The following is a 16,319-nucleotide window of genomic DNA, read 5'->3' on the forward strand; positions in this document are numbered from 1 at the left end:
CAGGGAAAAGCACGGTCGGGATGAAGATGCGGGAGCTCAGGCGAAGCGCGAGGCCGGCAGGCCCAGCCATTCGAGGGCGGTGCCGTGGAACAGCCGGGCCTGGTCGGCTTCGGGCAGGCCGAGCGCGGCGATGCCGGCCCCCGGCTCCTGCTCGCCGAGCGGGAAGGGATAGTCGGTGCCGAGCATCACGGTGGCGACGCCGGCCACGTCGAGCAGGTAGCGCAGGGCGCGCGGGTCGTGCACGCAGGAATCGAAGTACAGCCGGCCGAAGTACTCGCGTGGATTGCGCGGGTTGTCGGTGGCCACGAGGTCGGGGCGCATGCGGAAGCCGTGCTCGATGCGACCGATGGTGTAAGGGAAGCTGCCGCCGCCATGGGCGAGGCAGACGCGCAGCTTCGGGAAGCGCTCCAGCACGCCGCCGAAGATCAGGGCGCAGGCGGCGCGCGCCTGCTCGGCCGGCATGCCGACCAGCCAGGGCATCCAGTACTTCGGCATCGATTCCGCACCCATCATGTCCCAGGGGTGGACGAGGATGGCGGCGCCGAGATCCTGCGCGGCCTCCCAGAAGGGCTCCAGCTCCGGGGCGTCGAGGTTCCACTGGTTCACGTGCGAGCCGATCTGCACGCCCTGCAGGTCGAGGCCGTCCATGCAGCGCTCCAGCTCGCGCACTGCCAGGCTCGGGGCCTGCAGCGGCACGGTGCCGAGGCCGGCGTAGTGGCGCGGGTGGGCGCGGCAGGCCTCGGCGATGTGGTCGTTCAGGGCGGCATGCAGCTCCAGTGCCTGGTGGCCCTTCGCCCAGTAGCTGAACATCACCGGCACGGTGCTGATCACCTGCACCTGCACGCCGAAGCGGGCGTAGTCGGCGATGCGGATCGCCGGGTCCCAGGTCTTGGGCCAGATCTCGCGGAAGAACTTGCCGTCCTTGTAGATGCGGCAGCGGCCGTCGTCGCCGTGGTGGATCACCGGGAAGCGCGGGTCGCCGTACTTGGCCGCCAGATCGGGCCAGCGGTCGGGCAGGAAGTGCGCGTGGGTGTCGATCTTCAGCATGTCAGCGGGCCAGCCAGGCGGAAAAGGCGAAGTAGACCGGGATGCCGAGCGCGAGGTTGAAGGGGAAGGTGATGCCGAGCGCGGCGCTGATGCAGCGCCCCACGTTGGCCTCGGGCAGCGAGGCGCGCACCGAGGCCGGGGCGGCGATGTAGGAGGCGCTGGCGGTCATGGTGCCGAACACCGCGGCGCCGGCCGGCGAGAGTCCGGCGACGAAGCCGAGCGCGGTGCCACCCACGCCATGCAGCAGCGGCAGGGCGATGCCATAGGCCACGAGCCGCAGCCCGCCGCGGCCGATGCCGCGCAGCTGCCCGGCGGCCACCATGCCCATGTCGAGCATGAACAGCATCAGCATGCCCTGGAACAGCTGGCCATACATCAGGTTCACCGCATCGGTGCCTTCCTTGGTGGCCACGGCGCCGATCACCATGCCGCCGATCAGCAGCAGGGCGGTCTTGCCCACCAGCACCTCGCGTACGCTGTGCCACTGCAGCCCGCCGCCGCGCCTGGCCAGCGACAGGCCGAGCAGGATGGCCGGGATCTCCAGCGCCACCACCAGGGCCACCAGCACGCCCTCCGGCGCCTGCCCGGTGCGTTCACCGAACTGCTGGGCGGCGATGAAGGTCACCGCCGAGACGGAACCGAAGTGCGCGGCAATGGCCCCGGCCTCCAGCCGGCTGTCGCGCAGCCACAGGCGGGCGAGGGCGTAGGCCGAGGCGCAGGTGGCGAGGCCGGCCAGCAGGGTGACGGCGACCAGCAGGGCCACCTCGCCGAAGTGGGTGCTGCGCAGGGCCACGCCGCCCTTGAGGCCGATGGCGAGCAGCAGGAAGATCGACAGGTAGCCCTGGATCGCCGGCGGGATCGCAAGATCGCTGCGCAGGCCGCGGGCCACCAGGCCCAGCACGAAGGCCAGCACCACCGGGGAGAGCAGGTTGCTGACCAGCAGCTCCGGTGAGAGGGTCACGCCGCGCCCTCCGCGTAGCGCGCCGGCGCCGGATGCAGGGTGCCGCAGGCGGGGCAGGTGCGGTGGGCCTCAGAGCGGTAGAAGCGGTCGAACACCGCGCCGAACTGGGTCTCGATGTCCACGAGCGGGAAGCGCTCCTCGTAGAGCAGGTGGTTGCAGGCCGGGCAGTACCAGCGCAGGGCATCGAGCTCCTGCGGCAGGCGCCTGCGTTCGATCACCAGGCCCACCGAGCCGGGCCGGCGCTGCGGCGAGTGCGGCACCCGCGGTGGCAGGTAGAAGCATTCCCCGGCGCGGATCGGGATGTCGCGCGGGCCGCCTTCCTCCTGCACCCGCAGCACCATCTCGCCCTCGAGCTGCTGGAACCACTCGGGGCCTTCCTCGACGTGGTAGTCGTCGCGCTCGTTGGGGCCGCCCACCACCATCACGATGTAGTCGCCGGCGACGATGCACTTGTTGCCCACCGGCGGCTTGAGCAGATGGCGGTGTTCTTCGATCCACTGCTGGAGGTTGAAGGCATGGCCGAGCATGGGAGGGCTCCGGGTCAGTCGCGCAGCTGCGCGATGCACTTGAGTTCGATGGCGATGGGGGTGGGCAGGGCGTGGATGCCGAGCGTGGTGCGGCAGGGCGCAAGGGCGGGGTCGGGGAAGTACTCGGCCCAGACCGCGTTGTAGGCCGGGAAGTCGCGGGCCATGTCGGTGAGGTAGACGGTGACGTCGACGAGGTCCTCCCAGCGAGCGCCGCTGGCCTCCAGCACCGCCCGCACATTGGCGAACACCGAATGGCATTGCGCCACGATGTCGTAGGAGACCAGGCGTCCCCCGGCATCGAGCACGTTGCCGGGCACCGAATCGTCGGTGGGGTTGCGCGGGCCGATGCCGGAGAGGAAGAGCAGGTTCCCCACCCGCCGGGCATGCGGGTAGCGGCCCACGGCCCGCGGCGCGCCCCTGGCCTCGATGCCGCTCATGCCGGCATCCCCGCGGCATCGAGCCGGGTCAGGTACCGAGGCATACGTTCCTCGCCTCGGTGAAGAAGCGCATCGCCTCCCAGCCGCCCTCGCGGCCGAGGCCGGACTGCCGGGCGCCGCCGAAGGGCGTGCGCAGGTCGCGCTGCATCCAGGTGTTCACCCATACCAGCCCCACGTCGAGCGCGGCGGCGAGGCGCTGCGCCCGCCCGAGGTCGTGGGTGAGCACGGTGGCGGCGAGCCCGTAGGGCGTGGCATTGGCCAAGGCCACGGCCTCCGCCTCGTCGTCGTAGGGGTGCAGGCTCAGCACCGGGCCGAAGATCTCCTCGCTGGCGCAGCGGCTGGCGGCCCCGAGTCCTTCCAGCAGTACCGGGGCCACGAACCAGCCCGCGGGATCGGCGCTGGCGGCGATCCTGCCCTCGGCCACCACGCGCCCGCCCTCGGCCCGGGCCAGCGCGAGGTAGCCCCGTACCTTGTCGAACTGCGCCTGCGAGGCCAGCGGTCCTAAGCGTGCCGAGGCGTCGGAGGGCGGCCCGGCCACCCAGTCGCCGATGGCCGTGGCCAGCGCGAAACGCCATTCCTCGAGGCGCCCCCGCGGCACCAGCAGGCGCGAGTTGCACAGGCAGATTTGCCCGGCGTTCTGGAAGGCCGAGCGCAGCACCAGCTCGGCCACCGGGGCGGCGTCCACGTCCTCGCCGGCCAGCAGGGCGTTCTTGCCGCCGAGTTCCAGCGAGCACTTCTTCAGCTGCTCGCCGCACAGGGCGCCGATGCGCCGCCCCACCGCCGTACTGCCGGTGAAGCTCACCGCCTTCACGCCGGGGTGGCGCACCAGGGCCTCGCCGGCCACCGGCCCCGCGCCCTGCACGAGGTTCAGCACCCCGCGCGGCAGGCCGATGCGCCGAGCGAGCTGCACGAAGGCGCTGGCACTGGCCGGGGTGATCTCCGAGGGCTTGGCCACCACCGTATTGCCTGCGGCGAGTGCCGGCGCCAGTTTCCAGGTGAAGAGGTAGAGCGGCAGGTTCCAGGGGCTGATCGTGGCCACCACGCCCAGCGGCAGGCGCAGGGTGAGGTTGAGCCCGGCCTCGCCGTGGTGGGCCTCGCTGGCGAAGGTGCTGGCCGCGGCAGCGAAGAAGCGCAGGTTGGCCACGGCGCGCGGGATCTCGATCTCGCGGCAGAGCGCGAGCGGCTTGCCGGTATCGGCCGATTCGAGGGCGGCGAAAGCCGCGGCTTCGGCCTCCAGCGCATCGGCGAGGCGCTGCAGCCAGCGGCCGCGTTCGGAGGGGCGGAGCGCGGCCCAGGCCGGGAAGGCGCGGTGCGCCGCGGCCACCGCGTCCTCCACGTCGCCCGGCGTGGCCGCCGCCACCTCGGCCACGGCGAGGCCGCGGCAGGGATCGAAGACCGGCAGCACGCCCCCGTCGTGGGCATCGCGATCCTCGCCGTCGATGTGCAGCCGGTAGCGCGTGGTCATCGCGCAAGGGTAGCGGTTCGTCCCGCCGTACGGACAGGTTCGGGATGCTTCAGCCGGCCGAGGGGACACGCACCGGGCCCGCCAGGGCGGGAGGCACGGCCTGTGGCTCGTGATACTCGAAACCGAGGTCGCGTGCGCCAACCCGCGCCACCCGCGCGCCCACCGCCGGACCGGGCCCGTTGCGGGTGAGGAAATAGAGGGTTACCACGGCGCCCACGTGCAGGTCGAAACCGGCCGGGCGCAGCAGGGCGCAGCCGCCGCTGGAAAGATCGAGCACGGCACTGCGCCAGCCACGGTCCTCGCGGGCCACCAGCACTTCGGCGGCGAAGGGCAGGCGGGGCTCGTCGCGGCGTTCGGTCTCGTCCATGGGCATGGCGCTCCGGGGGTCAGAGGGCTCGGGTGCGGCCGCCGTCCACGGCTAGGGTGGTGCCGGTGACATAGCCGGCTGCCGGCGAGGCGTAGAAGGCTACCGCGGCCGCCACCTCCTCCGGCTCTGCGAAGCGGCCCGCGGGCACCTGCGAGAGCATCGCCGCTTCGACTTCGGCGCGGCTCTGGCCGGTGGCGGCCATGCGCGCCTCGATGATCTGGTCCAGTCGCGCGGTTCGGGTATAGCCCGGCAGCACGCTGTTCACGGTGATGCCCTCGGCCGCCAGCTCGCCGGCCAGGGTCTTGGCCCAGGCGGCCACCGCGGCGCGCACGGTGTTGGAGACCCCGAGCCCGGCCAGCGGCTCGCGTACCGAGGTGGAGATGATGTTGACGATGCGCCCGAAGCGCCGGGCGCGCATGCCGGGCAGCAGGCACTGCACGAGTGCGTGCGCCGCCAGCAGCTGCTGCTCGAAGGTGCTGCGGAAGGCCGCGGCCCCGGCCTCGGCGATCGGCCCCGGCGGCGGGCCGGCGGAGTTGTTCACCAGCACCGAGGCCGCACGGCCGGCCAGGGCCTCGCGCAGGGTGGCCACGGCGGTCTCGGGGCGTGCCAGGTCGGCCACCAGCGCCCGGTGCGGGGCGCTCCCGGGCAGGCGGCGCAGGGCGGCCTCCAGCGTGGCCGGCGTGCGCGCCAGGAGCCAGACCTCGGCGCCCATGCCGGCGAGGGCCTGGGCCGAGGCAAGGCCGATGCCGGCCGAGCCGCCGCAGACCAGGGCGAGATGGCCGGCGAGCGGGGCGGCGCTCATCGGCGCGGCACCTCGAGCGCCCGCATCATTTGCGGCACGAGGTCGTCGTCGAACTCGCCCTCGGGCGGCACGAGATCCTCGAGCAGGATGCCCCAGCCGGCCACGTCATCATCATCGAGGCCGTCCAGCGCCCGGAACTCGGCGTCCATCAGCGCGGCACGCGCCGAGTCCTCGCTGTCGTAGACCAGCACCTGACCGTCGCAGTCGAGGATGTCGGCCACCCCGGACTCGCGGACTTGCAGCCGCGCCCACACCAGCATGCGGGCCGGGCAGGCCACCCACCATTCGCTGGCCACCACCGGACTGCGCTCGTCGGGTGCCGCGTCGAGCCCGCCTTCGATGCCGCTGTTCATGGACGTTCCCCCTCGTGGACGACGTGGATCAGGCGCGCAGCGCGATCATGACCGTGGCGGCGGCCAGGGCGAGGCTGGCGATCCAGCCACTCAGCATGCCCCAGAAGCCGAAGAAGGCCATGTCGCGGTCGGCGAAGGCACGATACCCCCGCCGCATCAGCCATGCACTGTAGGAAAAGCCGCCCTCCTCGGTGCCCGCGGCGAACGGCCACCCGCGGTCGCGGTGGTGGCGGTGGGCCAGCAGGCGGAAACCGAAATGCGCCGGCCCGGCCGAGCCCACCAGCCCCAGCATCAGGAAGAGCAGGAAATCCTCCACCGCTGCCGCCCGCCTCAGAACGTCGCCAGCCCCGGCGCGCGCGGGTAGGGGATGGCATCGCGGATGTTCGACAGCCCGCAGACGTACACCACGAGCCGCTCGAAGCCGAGGCCGAAGCCGGCATGCGGCACCGTGCCGTAGCGGCGGAAGTCGCGGTACCACTGGTAGTTCGCCGGGTCCAGGCCGAACTGCGCCATGCGCGCGTCGAGCACCTCGAGCCGCTCCTCGCGCTGGCTGCCGCCGATGATCTCGCCGATGCCCGGCGCCAGCACGTCCATGGCCGCCACGGTCCTGCCGTCGTCGTTCAGGCGCATGTAGAAGGCCTTGATCTGTTCCGGGTAGTTCATCACCACCACCGGACGGCCGACATGGGTCTCGGTGAGCCAGCGCTCGTGCTCGGTCTGCAAGTCGAGGCCCCATTCCACCGGGAACTCGAACGTGTGTGGCGCCTTCTGCAGCAGGCGGACGGCCTCGGTGTAGTCGATGCGCTCGAAGGGCTGGTCGATGAAGGCCTGCAGGCGGCTGATGGCGTCTTTCTGCCCCCGCTCGGCGATGAAGGCCATGTCGTCGCCGCGTTCCTCGAGCACGGCTTTGAACACGGATTTCAGGAAGCGCTCGGCGAGGGCGGCATCGTCATCGAGGTCGGCGAAGGCGATCTCCGGCTCCACCATCCAGAACTCGGCCAGGTGGCGCGCAGTATTCGAGTTCTCGGCGCGGAAGGTCGGGCCGAAGGTGTAGACCTTACTGAGCGCGAGGCAGTAGCCCTCGACGTTGAGCTGGCCGGAGACGGTGAGGAAGGCTTCCTTGCCGAAGAAGTCGCGGGAGAAATCGACGCTGCCGTCGGGCCGGCGCGGCAAGTTGGCGAAATCCAGGGTGGAGACGCGGAACATCTGCCCCGCGCCCTCGGCGTCGGAGGTGGAGATGATCGGGGTGTTGACCCAGAAGAAGCCTTCCTCGTGGAAGAAGCGGTGGATGGCCTGGGCGAGGCAGTGGCGGATGCGGCTGATGGCGCCGAACAGATTGGTGCGCGGGCGCAGGTGCGCCACCTCGCGCAGGAACTCCAGCGAATGGGCTTTCGGCTGGATCGGGTAGGTCTCGGGGTCGTCCACCCAGCCCAACACCTCGATCTTCGTGGCCTGGATCTCGTAGGCCTGGCCCTTGCCCTGCGAGGGCACCAGGGTACCGGTGGCCACCACCGCGCAGCCGCTGCCGAGCCGCGTGACCTCGGAGGCGTAGTTCGGCAGGGCATCGGTGCAGACCACCTGGATCGGGGCGAAGCAGGAGCCGTCGGAGAGATGGATGAAGCTCAGGCCGGCCTTGGCGTCGCGCCGGGTGCGGACCCAGCCGCGGACGGTGACGGTGCTGCCGGGGGCGGGTTCGCCGGCGAGGGCCTGCTGGATGCGGATGGCGCTCATTGCGGGAAGGAGGTCGTGCGGACAAGCCGCCGAGGATAGCCTGCGCGGGGCGGTTCACGCAGCCTTCCGCCGCTTCCGCGCGGCCCGGCATACAATCGCGGCATGGCCGTCACCCTGACCCCCGCCGCCCTCGAACGCGCCCGCCAGTTCCTCGCCCGCGAGCCGCAGGCCCTGGGGCTGCGCTTCGGCGTGCGCCGCACCGGCTGCTCGGGCCTTGCCTACGTGGTCGAGGTGGCGGCGGAGAACCTGCCTGGCGATACCGTGGTCGAGGCCGGAGGACTCAAGGTCTTCATCGATCCTGCCAGCCTGCCGCATGTCGAGGGCACCGAGATCGATTTCCAGCGCCGCGGCCTGAACCAGGAGTTCGTGTTCCGCAATCCGCAGGCCACCGGCGCCTGCGGCTGCGGCGAGAGCTTCACCACCCGCAGCGACCTGCCGGCCTGAGCCCGCCCGGTGCTGGGCTGGCTTGAACCAGGCGTCGCTTCCTGCCATAATCACGTGCTGCCCTGCATTCGGGCAGCCCTTGCCCCACGGCCCGGCCGGGGGCTGTCCGGCCTTCCGGCCGCCATCCACAAGGAAGCATCACATGCGCCATTACGAAATCGTGTTCATGGTCCACCCGGACCAAAGCGAGCAGGTCCCGGCGATGATCGAGCGCTACAAGAGCTCGATCGAGGCCGCCGGCGGCCGGATCCACCGCCTCGAGGACTGGGGCCGCCGCCAGCTCGCCTACCCGATCAACAACCTGGTCAAGGCCCACTACGCCCTGATGAACATCGAGTGCGGCCAGGCCACGCTGAACGAGCTGGTCGAGCTGTTCCGCTTCAACGACGCGGTGCTGCGCCACCTCGTGATCGCCCGCGACGAGGCCATCACCGAGCAGTCGCCGATCCTCAAGAGCAAGGACGAGAAGGGTGACCGCGGCGAGCGCCGCCGTCGCGACGACGAGGCCGAGGGCAACGTCGAGGCCGAAGGCGCCGAAGCCGCCTGACGACGCCCCAGACCCCGCGAATCACGAACCGGAGCGACCCCATGTCCAAGTTCTTCCGCCGCCGCAAGTTCTGCAAGTTCACCGCCGAGGGCGTCACCGAGGTCGACTACAAGGACCTCAACACCCTGCGCCAGTACCTCACCGAGACCGGCAAGATCGTGCCGGCCCGCATCACCGGCACCAAGTCGAAGTACCAGCGCCAGCTGGCCACCGCCGTGAAGCGTGCCCGCTTCCTGGCCCTGCTGCCCTACAGCGACAGCCACCGCAACTGATGAAAGCCCGGAGGCGGCGCCCGCGCGGCGTCCCTCCATCCCGCGTCCCAACGGACAGCACCCGCTGCGGGCCCCTGCGCCCGCTAACGTTCAGGAACCGAAGAAATGGAACTGATCCTCCTGCAGAAGGTCGTCAACCTGGGCGGCCTCGGCGACAAGGTCCGCGTCAAGCCGGGCTACGGCCGCAACTACCTCATTCCCTATGGCAAGGCCGTTCCGGCCACCGCCGAGAACATCGCCGCCTTCGAGGCCAAGCGCGCCGAGTACGAGGCCAAGGCCAAGGCCGTGCTCGCCGAGGCCGAGTCGCGCAAGGCCGGCCTCGAGGGCGTCGAGATCGCCATCGCTGCCAATGCCTCGCCGGAAGGCAAGCTCTACGGCTCGATCAGCGCCCGCGACATCGCCGAGGCCCTGACCGCCGCCGGCCACAAGGTGGCGAAGTCGGAGGTGATCCTCGCCGGTCCGATCCGCGCCGTGGGCGAGTACGAGGTGCTGCTGCACCTGCACGCCGACGTCGAGGTCACCATCAAGCTGGTGGTCAAGGCCGAAGCCTGATCCGGCCTGCCCGCAAGGCTTCCGCGACGGGCGCCGCAAGGCGCCCGTCGCCGTTTCAGGCCCCCATCGCCCCCGCGCTCCGGCAGCGGGGCCGCTGCGGCGTGCTCCGTCTCGCCACCTGAGACGGGACTCGGGTAGACCGGTGTTTCCCACCCGATACGCACCGCTTATCCACAGACTTGTCTGCAACTCCCGCGGCCTGCCAGGGCCTACCCTGTGCGACCGCCCGGATGCACTGGTTCACTCTCCATGGCCGCACGTCTTCCTTCCCGCCCCGTCGATCCCCGCGTCGAAGCCCTGCGCGTCCCGCCGCATTCGATCGATGCCGAGCAGGCGGTGCTGGGCGCCCTGATGCTGGATCCGCAGGCCCTGGAGAAGGTGGTGGGCGTGCTCTCCCACACCGATTTCTACCGCCGCGACCACCAGCTCATCTTCAAGGCGATCTCCGAGCTCGCGGAGAAGAACAGACCCTATGACGCCGTGACCCTGGGCGAGTGGTTCGAGGCCCATGCGCTCGCCGACCAGGTGGGCGGCACCGCGTATCTCGTCGAACTGGCCCAGACCACGCCCTCGGCCGCCAACGTCCGCGCCTATGCCGACATCGTGCGCGACAAGTCGGTGCTGCGCAGCCTGATCGAGGTGGGCACCCAGATCGCCGAGGACGGCTTCGCCCCGGGCGACCGCGAGACGCCCGAGCTGCTGGCCGAGGCCGAGCAGCGGGTGTTCCGCATCGCCGACCAGAACCGCACCGGGCGCAAGGACATCATCCCGCTCAAGGAGGCGATGAAGGAGGCTTTCGAGATCCTGCAGGTCCGCTACGAGACCCAGGGCACCGTCACCGGCCTGCCCACCGGCTTCCACGATTTCGACGAGATGACCGCTGGCCTGCAACCCTCCGACCTGATCGTGCTGGCGGCGCGCCCGGCCATGGGCAAGACCACCCTGGCGCTCAACATGGCCGAGTACGCCGCGCTCAAGAGCAAGAAGGCGGTGGTGGTGTTCTCGATGGAGATGTCGGCGAGCCAGCTCGCCTTCCGCCTGATCTCCTCGATCGGCCGCATCAACGCCGGGCGGCTCAAGACCGGCCAGCTCGAGGACGAGGACTGGTCGCGCGTCACCATGGCGATGCGGCTGCTCTCGGAGAGCAAGATCTTCATCGACGACGAGCCGGCGCTCTCGCCGGCCAAGCTGATGTCCAAGGCCCGTCGCATCAAGCGCGAGCACGACCTCGGCCTCGTGGTGGTGGACTACCTGCAGCTGATGCAGGTGCCCGGCAACAGCGAGAACCGCGCCACCGAGATCTCGGAGATCAGCCGCTCGCTCAAGGCCATGGCCAAGGAGCTGAACGTGCCGGTGATCGCGCTCTCGCAGCTCAACCGCGGTCTCGAATCGCGCACCGACAAGCGCCCGGTGATGTCCGACCTGCGCGAGTCGGGCGCCATCGAGCAGGACGCCGACATCATCCTGTTCATCTACCGCGACGAGTACTACCACAAGGACAGCCCGGACAAGGGGCTGGCCGAGGTCATCATCAGCAAGCACCGAAACGGCGCCACCGGCACGGTGAAGCTGAAGTTCTTCGGCGAGTACACCCGCTTCGACAACCTGGCCCGCGACGCGGAGGGCCGCTTCGAGTAGCCGCGGGCTGCGGCTCAGCCGGCCATGGCCGGCTCGCCACCGGTGTATTCCCGCGGGATGCGTTCGTTCAGGCCGGTCAGGATCTCGTAGGGGATGGTGCCGGCGGCCTTTGCCACCGCCTCGACGCGGATCGACTCTCCGCCCTGCGTCCCGATCAGCACCACCTCGTCCTCGTTGTAGGCCGTGCCCTGCGGCCCCAGGTCCACCATGAACTGGTCCATGCAGATGCGTCCGACGATGGGGCGGCGGATGCCGCGCACCAGCACCTCGCCGCGCGAGGACAGGGCCCGCGGCCAGCCATCGCCATAGCCGATCGGGATGGTGACCACGCGGGTGTCGGTCGCGGCATGCCAGGAGGCGCCATAGCTCACCGAGGCCCCGGCCCGTACCACCTTGAAGTAGACCACCCGCGAGTGCAGGGCGAGGGCCGGGCGCAGGGGCAGGGCAGGGCGCGAGGCCGGGTCGGGCAGCACGCCATAGAGCGCGATGCCCGGTCGCACCAGGTCGAGCCAGGTCTCGGGGAAATGCAGCACGCCCCCGGAGTTCGCCAGGTGGCGCAGCGGCATGGGGGCACCGAGGCGCTCGAAATGGGCGCAGGCCTCGAGGAAGCGCTCCAGCTGCCGGGCCGTCATCGGGTGGCCGGGGTCGTCGGCGCAGGCCAGGTGCGAGTAGATCCCCTTGATCCGGCACCAGCGCGAGGCCAGCGCGGCCTCGATGAAGGGGGCGGCGGAATAGCTGTGCACCCCGATGCGCTCCATGCCGGTATCGATCTTCAGGTGCACCGTGGCCGGTCGTCCGAGCTGCTCGGCCGCGGCCTCCACCTGCCGCAGCTTGTCGATCGAGGAGACGGTGATCTCGAGCTCGTGGGCGATGAACTCCGGGGCCTGGCGGCCGAAGATGCCGCCCATCACCAGGATCGGCACCCGGATGCCGGCACGGCGCAGGGCGATGCCCTCCTCGACGAAGGCCACCCCGAGCTGCTCGACGCCCCGGGCTTCCAGGTGCCGGGCCACCGGCACCAGTCCGTGGCCGTAGGCATTGGCCTTGACGATGCCCATCACCGGCCGGCCGGTATGGGCACGGATGGCGTCGAGGTTGTGGCCGATGGCCCCGAGGTCTACCCGGATGCGGGTGGGGCGCTGGCTCAAAGGATCACTCATCCGCCGATTGTAGGCAGCCCGGGGCCTCCGGCGACGCGCCTTGCACGCCGCCGCCCCCAGACTGCCGCGATGCCGCCCCCTCTTCGCCATCTCGTCGTCGTGCTCGGCGACCAGCTCGATCCCGGCTCGCCGGCCTTCGAGGGCTTCGACCCCGAGCGCGACGCGGTGTGGATGGCCGAGGTGGCGCACGAGGCCACCCAGGTCTGGTCGAGCAAGCCGCGCATCGCCCTCTTCCTCGCCGCCATGCGGCGGTTCCGCGATGCCCTGCGGGCCCGCGGCATCACCGTGCATTACCGGGCGCTCGATGCCCATGCGGCCCCGACCCTGGAGGCGGCGCTGGAGGAGGATCTTGGCCGGCTACGCCCGCAGGCGGTGCTGGCCCTGACACCGGGCGAGTGGCGGCTCTCGCGCTCGCTGCCGGCCGCCTGCGCCCGCGCCGGCGTCCCCTGGATCGAGCGCGACGACACCCATTTCCTCTGCAGCCGCGAGACCTTCGCCCGCTGGGCCCGGGGGCGGCGCGAGTACCGCATGGAGTTCTTCTACCGCGAGATGCGGCGCTGGCACGGTGTGTTGATGGATGGCGAGCAGCCGGTGGGCGGGCGCTGGAACTTCGATGCCGAGAACCGCGAGGCCTTCGATGCCCGGGGGCCCGGTTTCCTGCCGGCCCCGCGGCGCTTCTTGCCGGATGATTCCACCCGCGAGGTGCTGGCCCTCGTGGAGCGCCGCTTCCCCGGCCACCCGGGCTCGCTGGCGCAGTTCGACTGGCCGCTCGACCCCGCGCAGGCCGAGGCGGCGCTGCAGGACTTCATCGCCCACCGCCTGCCGCTGTTCGGGCGCTGGCAGGACGCGATGTGGACCGGCGAGCCCTGGCTCTACCACTCGCGGATCAGCGCCGCGCTCAACCTCAAGCTGCTCGATCCGCGCCGGGTGATCGCGGCGGCGGTGCAGGCCTGGCAGGCCGGCGAGGCCCCGCTGCCGGCGGTGAAGGGCTTCGTGCGCCAGGTGCTCGGCTGGCGCGAGTTCGTGCGCGGCCTGTACTGGCTGCGCATGCCGGCCTTCCTCGAGGACAACGCCCTCGACGCCCATGCCCCGCTGCCGGCCTTCTACTGGACCGGCGAGACCGAGATGCGCTGCCTGAAGGAGGCGATCGGGCAGACGCTGGAGTACGGCTACGCCCACCACATCCAGCGCCTGATGGTGACCGGCCTGTTCGCCCAGCTGCTCGGGGTGGCGCCGAAGCAGGTCCACGCCTGGTACCTCGCGGTCTACGTCGATGCGGTGGAATGGGTGGAGCTGCCGAACGTGCTGGGCATGAGCCAGTACGCCGACGGTGGGCGCATGACCAGCAAGCCCTACGTGGCGAGCGGCAGGTACATCGAGCGCATGTCGAACTACTGCGCGCACTGTCCCTACGACCCCGCCAGGGCCACCGGCCCCGAGGCCTGCCCCTTTACCACGCTGTACTGGGACTTCCTCGACCGCCACCGGGCGCGCTTCGAGCGCCACCCGCGCACCGCCCTGCAGTGGAAGCACCTCGCCCGCAAGCCGGAGGCGGAACTCGCCGCCATCCGCGGGGCCGCCGCCGCGCTGCGTGCCCGGCTGGGCGGCGGCACGGAGCCCGTCACGCCGGCCGCGCGCCCGAATCCGCATTCCACGGTGCCGATGAACGATCCTTTCGAGGACACGATGCCATGACGAATACCTGCCTCATCACCGGCGGCTCTGGCGGGCTGGCGCGCGCCCTGGCCGCGCTCCTCCGCGCCGAGGGCTGGCAGCTGGCCCGCGCCGGCCGCCGCCACGAGACCCTGCAGCCCGACGAGGGCGACCTGCTGATCGAAGCCGATGTCTCGACGGAAGCCGGCGCGCTGCTGGCGGTGGCCGAGGCCAGCACGCGCTTCGGGGCGCCCCCCACGGCGGTGGTGAATGCCGCCGGCGCCCTGCTGCTCGCGCCGCTCACCCGCACCAGCGAGGCACAGTACCGCGAGTGCCTGGCCGCCAACCTCGACACCGCCTTCTTCACCGCCAAGGCCTACGTGGGCGCGCTGCAGCAGGCGCAGAAGGCCGGGGGCAGCGGGGCAGGGCGGCTGCTGCTGTTCTCCTCGGTGGCGGCCGGCATCGGCGTGGGCAACCATGCCGCGATCGCCATGGCCAAGGGCGCCATCGAGGCCTTGGTGCGCTCGCTGGCGGCCGACCACTCGGCCATGGGCCTGCGCGTCAACGCCATCGCCCCCGGTCTCATGGAAACCCCGCTCACCGCCAGGCTGCTGTCCAACGAGGCGGCGAGGAAGGCCATCACCGCGCAGTATCCGCTCGGCCGGCATGGCGAGGCCGCGGATGCGGCGCGGCTGGCCGCCTTCCTGCTCGGCCCGGGCGGCGACTGGATCACCGGGCAGGTGATCGCCCTCGATGGCGGCTTCACTGCCGTCCGCCCGCTGCTGAGGGCCGGCGCATGAGCCGCGCCCTCGTCTGGTTCCGCCGCGACCTGCGGCTCGACGACCATCCGGCCCTGCAGGCGGCGATCGAGGCCGGGCATGCACCCGTGCCGGTCTACATCCATGCTCCGGAGGAGGAGGCGCCCTGGGCGCCGGGGGCTGCCTCGAGGGTCTGGCTGGAGCGTTCGCTGCACTCGCTTCGCGCGTCGCTGCGTGGCCTCGGCAGCGACCTCATCCTCCGCCGCGGCCCGAGCACCGAGACCCTGCTCGCGCTCGCGGCCGAATGCGGGGCCGAGGCGGTGTACTGGCATCGCCTCTACGAGCCGGCCAGCATCGCCCGCGACACCGCCACCAAGGCGGCGCTGAAGGCGCGCGGCCTGCACGTCGAAAGCCTCAACGGCAGCCTGCTGGCGGAGCCCTGGGAGGTGAAGACCGGCAGCGGCGAGCCCTACCGCGTGTTCACCCCGTTCTGGAAGAACGCCCGGCAGCGCCTCGAGGGGCTTTCCCCCCTGCCGGCGCCGGCATCCCTGCCGCCGCTGCCGCCTCTGGCCTCGCTCGAGCCCGAGGCCCTGGACCTGCGCCCGCCGGCCCGCGAAGGGGGCTGGGATCTCGGCTTCTGGCGGTACTGGCAGCCCGGCGAGGCCGGAGCCGCCGATCTGCTGGAGGCCTTCCTCGAGGGCGCGCTGCACGGCTACAAGGCGCAGCGCAACTTCCCCGACCGCACCGGCACCTCGAAGCTCTCGCCGCACCTGCACTTCGGCGAAATCTCGCCGCGGCGCATCGTCTCGGCCCTGCAGACGGCCCGCGTCCCGGCGGCCTCCCGGCCCGACCTCGACCACTATCTGTCGGAACTGGGCTGGCGCGAGTTCAGCCACCACCTGCTGTTCCACTTCCCGCATACCCCGGAGCAGAACCTCAACCCACGCTTCGAGGACTTCCGCTGGGCCGAGGTGGACGAGACCCGGCTGGCGGCCTGGCAGCGCGGCCGCACCGGCGTGCCGATCGTCGATGCCGGCATGCGCGAGCTCTGGGCCACGGGCTGGATGCACAACCGCGTGCGCATGGTCGTGGCGAGCTTCCTCACCAAGAACCTGCGCTACCACTGGCAGCACGGGGCGCGCTGGTTCTGGGACACCCTGCTCGATGCCGACCTGGCCAACAACACCCAGGGCTGGCAGTGGACCGCCGGCACCGGGGCCGATGCCGCGCCGTACTTCCGGATCTTCAGCCCGGTCTCGCAGGCCCAGAAGTTCGATCCGGACGGGGCCTACATCAGGCAGTGGGTGCCCGAACTCGCGGCACTGCCCGCAGCAGCACTGGCAGAGCCCTGGACGCACGGCGAGCTGCTGCGGCGCCTGGCTCCCGGCTACCCGCGCACGCCCATCGTCGATCTCAAGGCCAGCCGCGCCGAAGCCCTGGCGGCCTATTCGGGGCCGAAGACCCTGCCGCCCGACGACGCGCGTTGACGCCCCGAGAAGCGGCGCGGCATCCTGCCGCAGAAGCCGGGGAGGGCGTGATGTCGAAGCAGGCGAAGGCGCGGAAACCCAGAGAGAAGCGGGGCGGAGCCAGGCCGGCACCGGCGCC

Annotated in this window: 19 protein-coding genes; 8 read left to right on the forward strand and 11 right to left on the reverse strand. The window is 71.3% G+C overall.

Going from position 1 to position 16,319, the window contains the following annotated elements; genetic code table 11:
• Window positions 1-36: 36 nt before the first annotated feature.
• The 10 genes from G408_RS0100690 to asnS all read right to left on the reverse strand — a co-directional run bounded on the left by G408_RS0100690 (window position 37) and on the right by asnS (window position 7,690).
• A complete protein-coding gene (locus tag G408_RS0100690) occupies window positions 37-1,047 on the reverse strand; it encodes an amidohydrolase family protein (protein ID WP_028769520.1) in 1,011 nt (336 codons plus the stop codon).
• A gap of 1 nt (window position 1,048) precedes the next feature.
• Complete coding sequence (locus G408_RS0100695; protein ID WP_028769521.1) at window positions 1,049-2,008, reverse strand: sodium-dependent bicarbonate transport family permease; 960 nt, start codon at window positions 2,006-2,008, stop codon at window positions 1,049-1,051.
• Window positions 2,005-2,535 (reverse strand): 3-hydroxyanthranilate 3,4-dioxygenase, encoded by a 531-nt coding sequence (locus G408_RS0100700; protein ID WP_028769522.1) that lies wholly within the window; start codon window positions 2,533-2,535, stop codon window positions 2,005-2,007. Before G408_RS0100700 ends, G408_RS0100695 begins: the two co-directional genes overlap by 4 nt.
• A 14-nt stretch (window positions 2,536-2,549) precedes the next feature.
• Complete coding sequence (locus G408_RS0100705) at window positions 2,550-2,972, reverse strand: RidA family protein (RefSeq protein ID WP_028769523.1); 423 nt, start codon at window positions 2,970-2,972, stop codon at window positions 2,550-2,552.
• Window positions 2,973-3,000: 28 nt separating this feature from the next.
• A complete protein-coding gene (locus G408_RS0100710) occupies window positions 3,001-4,437 on the reverse strand; it encodes an aldehyde dehydrogenase family protein (protein WP_084627993.1) in 1,437 nt (478 codons plus the stop codon).
• A 49-nt stretch (window positions 4,438-4,486) separates the two neighbouring features.
• Entirely contained in the window at window positions 4,487-4,804 is a 318-nt protein-coding gene (locus tag G408_RS0100715) for a PilZ domain-containing protein (protein ID WP_028769525.1), read from the reverse strand.
• 19 nt (window positions 4,805-4,823) lie between these two features.
• Window positions 4,824-5,606: an SDR family oxidoreductase gene (locus G408_RS0100720; RefSeq protein ID WP_028769526.1), complete on the reverse strand. Its 783-nt coding sequence runs from the start codon at window positions 5,604-5,606 to the stop codon at window positions 4,824-4,826.
• On the reverse strand, window positions 5,603-5,866 hold the full coding sequence (locus G408_RS0100725) for a hypothetical protein (protein WP_245584244.1): 264 nt from the start codon (window positions 5,864-5,866) through the stop codon (window positions 5,603-5,605). The genes G408_RS0100720 and G408_RS0100725 overlap by 4 nt, the downstream gene beginning before the upstream one ends.
• Window positions 5,867-5,987: 121 nt before the next feature.
• A complete protein-coding gene (locus G408_RS0100730; protein WP_028769528.1) occupies window positions 5,988-6,275 on the reverse strand; it encodes a hypothetical protein in 288 nt (95 codons plus the stop codon).
• Window positions 6,276-6,289: 14 nt separating this feature from the next.
• Window positions 6,290-7,690, reverse strand: coding sequence for an asparagine--tRNA ligase (gene asnS, locus G408_RS0100735; protein WP_028769529.1), 1,401 nt, complete (start codon window positions 7,688-7,690; stop codon window positions 6,290-6,292).
• A 102-nt stretch (window positions 7,691-7,792) separates the two neighbouring features.
• Between asnS and G408_RS0100740 the strand changes: the two genes are divergently transcribed.
• From G408_RS0100740 to G408_RS0100760, 5 genes are all read left to right on the forward strand, one after another.
• Complete coding sequence (locus G408_RS0100740) at window positions 7,793-8,134, forward strand: HesB/IscA family protein (RefSeq protein WP_028769530.1); 342 nt, start codon at window positions 7,793-7,795, stop codon at window positions 8,132-8,134.
• A 142-nt stretch (window positions 8,135-8,276) separates the two neighbouring features.
• Window positions 8,277-8,681, forward strand: coding sequence for a 30S ribosomal protein S6 (gene rpsF / locus G408_RS0100745; protein ID WP_028769531.1), 405 nt, complete (start codon window positions 8,277-8,279; stop codon window positions 8,679-8,681).
• 41 nt (window positions 8,682-8,722) lie between these two features.
• The gene (gene rpsR / locus G408_RS0100750) at window positions 8,723-8,953 is read left to right on the forward strand and encodes a 30S ribosomal protein S18 (RefSeq protein ID WP_028769532.1); all 231 of its coding nucleotides are present in this window, start codon (window positions 8,723-8,725) and stop codon (window positions 8,951-8,953) included.
• Between the two features lie 105 nt (window positions 8,954-9,058).
• Window positions 9,059-9,505 carry a 50S ribosomal protein L9 gene (gene rplI / locus G408_RS0100755; protein ID WP_028769533.1) on the forward strand — a complete coding sequence of 149 codons (447 nt, stop codon included), beginning with the start codon at window positions 9,059-9,061 and terminating at the stop codon, window positions 9,503-9,505.
• 249 nt (window positions 9,506-9,754) lie between these two features.
• The gene (locus tag G408_RS0100760; RefSeq protein WP_028769534.1) at window positions 9,755-11,143 is read left to right on the forward strand and encodes a replicative DNA helicase; all 1,389 of its coding nucleotides are present in this window, start codon (window positions 9,755-9,757) and stop codon (window positions 11,141-11,143) included.
• 14 nt (window positions 11,144-11,157) lie between these two features.
• Here G408_RS0100760 and alr read toward each other — a convergent pair whose 3' ends face one another.
• Window positions 11,158-12,303, reverse strand: coding sequence for an alanine racemase (gene alr / locus G408_RS0100765; protein WP_028769535.1), 1,146 nt, complete (start codon window positions 12,301-12,303; stop codon window positions 11,158-11,160).
• Between the two features lie 69 nt (window positions 12,304-12,372).
• Here alr and G408_RS12440 point away from each other — a divergent pair, with 69 nt between their 5' ends.
• Genes G408_RS12440 through G408_RS0100780 form a run of 3 tightly spaced genes read left to right on the forward strand, consistent with a single transcriptional unit; the run spans window position 12,373 to window position 16,201 of the window.
• Window positions 12,373-13,998, forward strand: coding sequence for a cryptochrome/photolyase family protein (locus G408_RS12440; protein ID WP_084627996.1), 1,626 nt, complete (start codon window positions 12,373-12,375; stop codon window positions 13,996-13,998).
• Window positions 13,995-14,756, forward strand: a complete 762-nt coding sequence (locus G408_RS0100775; RefSeq protein WP_028769536.1) for an SDR family NAD(P)-dependent oxidoreductase — start codon at window positions 13,995-13,997, stop codon at window positions 14,754-14,756. Before G408_RS12440 ends, G408_RS0100775 begins: the two co-directional genes overlap by 4 nt.
• A complete protein-coding gene (locus G408_RS0100780) occupies window positions 14,753-16,201 on the forward strand; it encodes a cryptochrome/photolyase family protein (protein ID WP_028769537.1) in 1,449 nt (482 codons plus the stop codon). The genes G408_RS0100775 and G408_RS0100780 overlap by 4 nt, the downstream gene beginning before the upstream one ends.
• Window positions 16,202-16,319 lie beyond the last annotated feature (118 nt).

The sequence above is a fragment of the Silanimonas lenta DSM 16282 genome, assembly GCF_000429065.1.
In the GTDB taxonomy this organism is placed as follows: domain Bacteria; phylum Pseudomonadota; class Gammaproteobacteria; order Xanthomonadales; family Xanthomonadaceae; genus Silanimonas; species Silanimonas lenta.

Excerpts from the sequence above, each read along its gene's own strand:
- G408_RS0100690 (WP_028769520.1), bottom strand. The coding sequence starts at position 1,047 with ATGCTGAAGATCGACACCCACGCGCACTTCCTGCCCGACCGCTGGCCC.
- G408_RS0100700 (WP_028769522.1), bottom strand. The coding sequence starts at position 2,535 with ATGCTCGGCCATGCCTTCAACCTCCAGCAGTGGATCGAAGAACACCGC.
- G408_RS0100705 (WP_028769523.1), bottom strand. The coding sequence starts at position 2,972 with ATGAGCGGCATCGAGGCCAGGGGCGCGCCGCGGGCCGTGGGCCGCTAC.
- G408_RS0100710 (WP_084627993.1), bottom strand. The coding sequence starts at position 4,437 with ATGACCACGCGCTACCGGCTGCACATCGACGGCGAGGATCGCGATGCC.
- G408_RS0100715 (WP_028769525.1), bottom strand. The coding sequence starts at position 4,804 with ATGGACGAGACCGAACGCCGCGACGAGCCCCGCCTGCCCTTCGCCGCC.
- G408_RS0100720 (WP_028769526.1), bottom strand. The coding sequence starts at position 5,606 with ATGAGCGCCGCCCCGCTCGCCGGCCATCTCGCCCTGGTCTGCGGCGGC.
- G408_RS0100725 (WP_245584244.1), bottom strand. The coding sequence starts at position 5,866 with ATGCTGGTGTGGGCGCGGCTGCAAGTCCGCGAGTCCGGGGTGGCCGAC.
- asnS (WP_028769529.1), bottom strand. The coding sequence starts at position 7,690 with ATGAGCGCCATCCGCATCCAGCAGGCCCTCGCCGGCGAACCCGCCCCC.
- G408_RS0100740 (WP_028769530.1), top strand. The coding sequence starts at position 7,793 with ATGGCCGTCACCCTGACCCCCGCCGCCCTCGAACGCGCCCGCCAGTTC.
- rpsF (WP_028769531.1), top strand. The coding sequence starts at position 8,277 with ATGCGCCATTACGAAATCGTGTTCATGGTCCACCCGGACCAAAGCGAG.
- rpsR (WP_028769532.1), top strand. The coding sequence starts at position 8,723 with ATGTCCAAGTTCTTCCGCCGCCGCAAGTTCTGCAAGTTCACCGCCGAG.
- rplI (WP_028769533.1), top strand. The coding sequence starts at position 9,059 with ATGGAACTGATCCTCCTGCAGAAGGTCGTCAACCTGGGCGGCCTCGGC.
- G408_RS0100760 (WP_028769534.1), top strand. The coding sequence starts at position 9,755 with ATGGCCGCACGTCTTCCTTCCCGCCCCGTCGATCCCCGCGTCGAAGCC.
- alr (WP_028769535.1), bottom strand. The coding sequence starts at position 12,303 with ATGAGTGATCCTTTGAGCCAGCGCCCCACCCGCATCCGGGTAGACCTC.
- G408_RS12440 (WP_084627996.1), top strand. The coding sequence starts at position 12,373 with ATGCCGCCCCCTCTTCGCCATCTCGTCGTCGTGCTCGGCGACCAGCTC.
- G408_RS0100775 (WP_028769536.1), top strand. The coding sequence starts at position 13,995 with ATGACGAATACCTGCCTCATCACCGGCGGCTCTGGCGGGCTGGCGCGC.
- G408_RS0100780 (WP_028769537.1), top strand. The coding sequence starts at position 14,753 with ATGAGCCGCGCCCTCGTCTGGTTCCGCCGCGACCTGCGGCTCGACGAC.